General features: G+C 73.0%; 1 pseudogene. It reads left to right on the top strand.

Going from position 1 to position 537, the window contains the following annotated elements:
- Window positions 1-457: pseudogene (locus B8460_RS08085) on the top strand (ACT domain-containing protein); the annotation flags it as partial.
- Window positions 458-537 lie beyond the last annotated feature (80 nt).

Raw genomic sequence — 537 nt, 5'->3', positions numbered from 1 at the left:
CGGCGTTCTGGTCGCCTCCGAACAGCAGATCGAGGAGGCGATCGGCCTGCTGGCCGAAGGGGCGAAGGTCGTGGCGGAGGGCGCGGGTGCCGCCGGCATCGCTGTGCTGCTCGCCCATCCCGAGCGGTTCCGCGGCAAGCGCGTCGGCGTGCCGGTCTGCGGCGGCAACATCGACGCCCGCATCCTGTCCAACGTGCTGCTGCGTAATCTTCTGCGCGACGGAAGGCTGCTGCGGCTGCACATGCAGATCCCCGACCGGCCCGGCGTGCTGGCCGACATCGCCGGGCGCATCGGCGGCGCCGGTGGCAATATCATCGAGGTGTCGCATCAGCGCCTGCATGCCGCCGCGAGCGTGCAGGCGGCGGAGCTGGAGGTGATGGTGGAAGCCCGCGACCGGCTGCACGCCGACGCGATCCTGCACAGCCTCGCCGAAATCTACGTGGTGCGCCGTGTCTGAGGGCCGGGGTCGCTGCCGCATCGCCCTCGCGGCGCTCCTCGCGCTGGCGCTGCCGGCCGCGCCCGTCCGTGCGGGCGCCG

This window comes from Acidisphaera rubrifaciens HS-AP3 (assembly GCF_000964365.1).
In the GTDB taxonomy this organism is placed as follows: Bacteria; Pseudomonadota; Alphaproteobacteria; order Acetobacterales; family Acetobacteraceae; genus Acidisphaera; species Acidisphaera rubrifaciens.
Note: the sequence above shows the minus strand (reverse complement) of the source record. Positions and strands in the feature narration are given on the sequence as shown.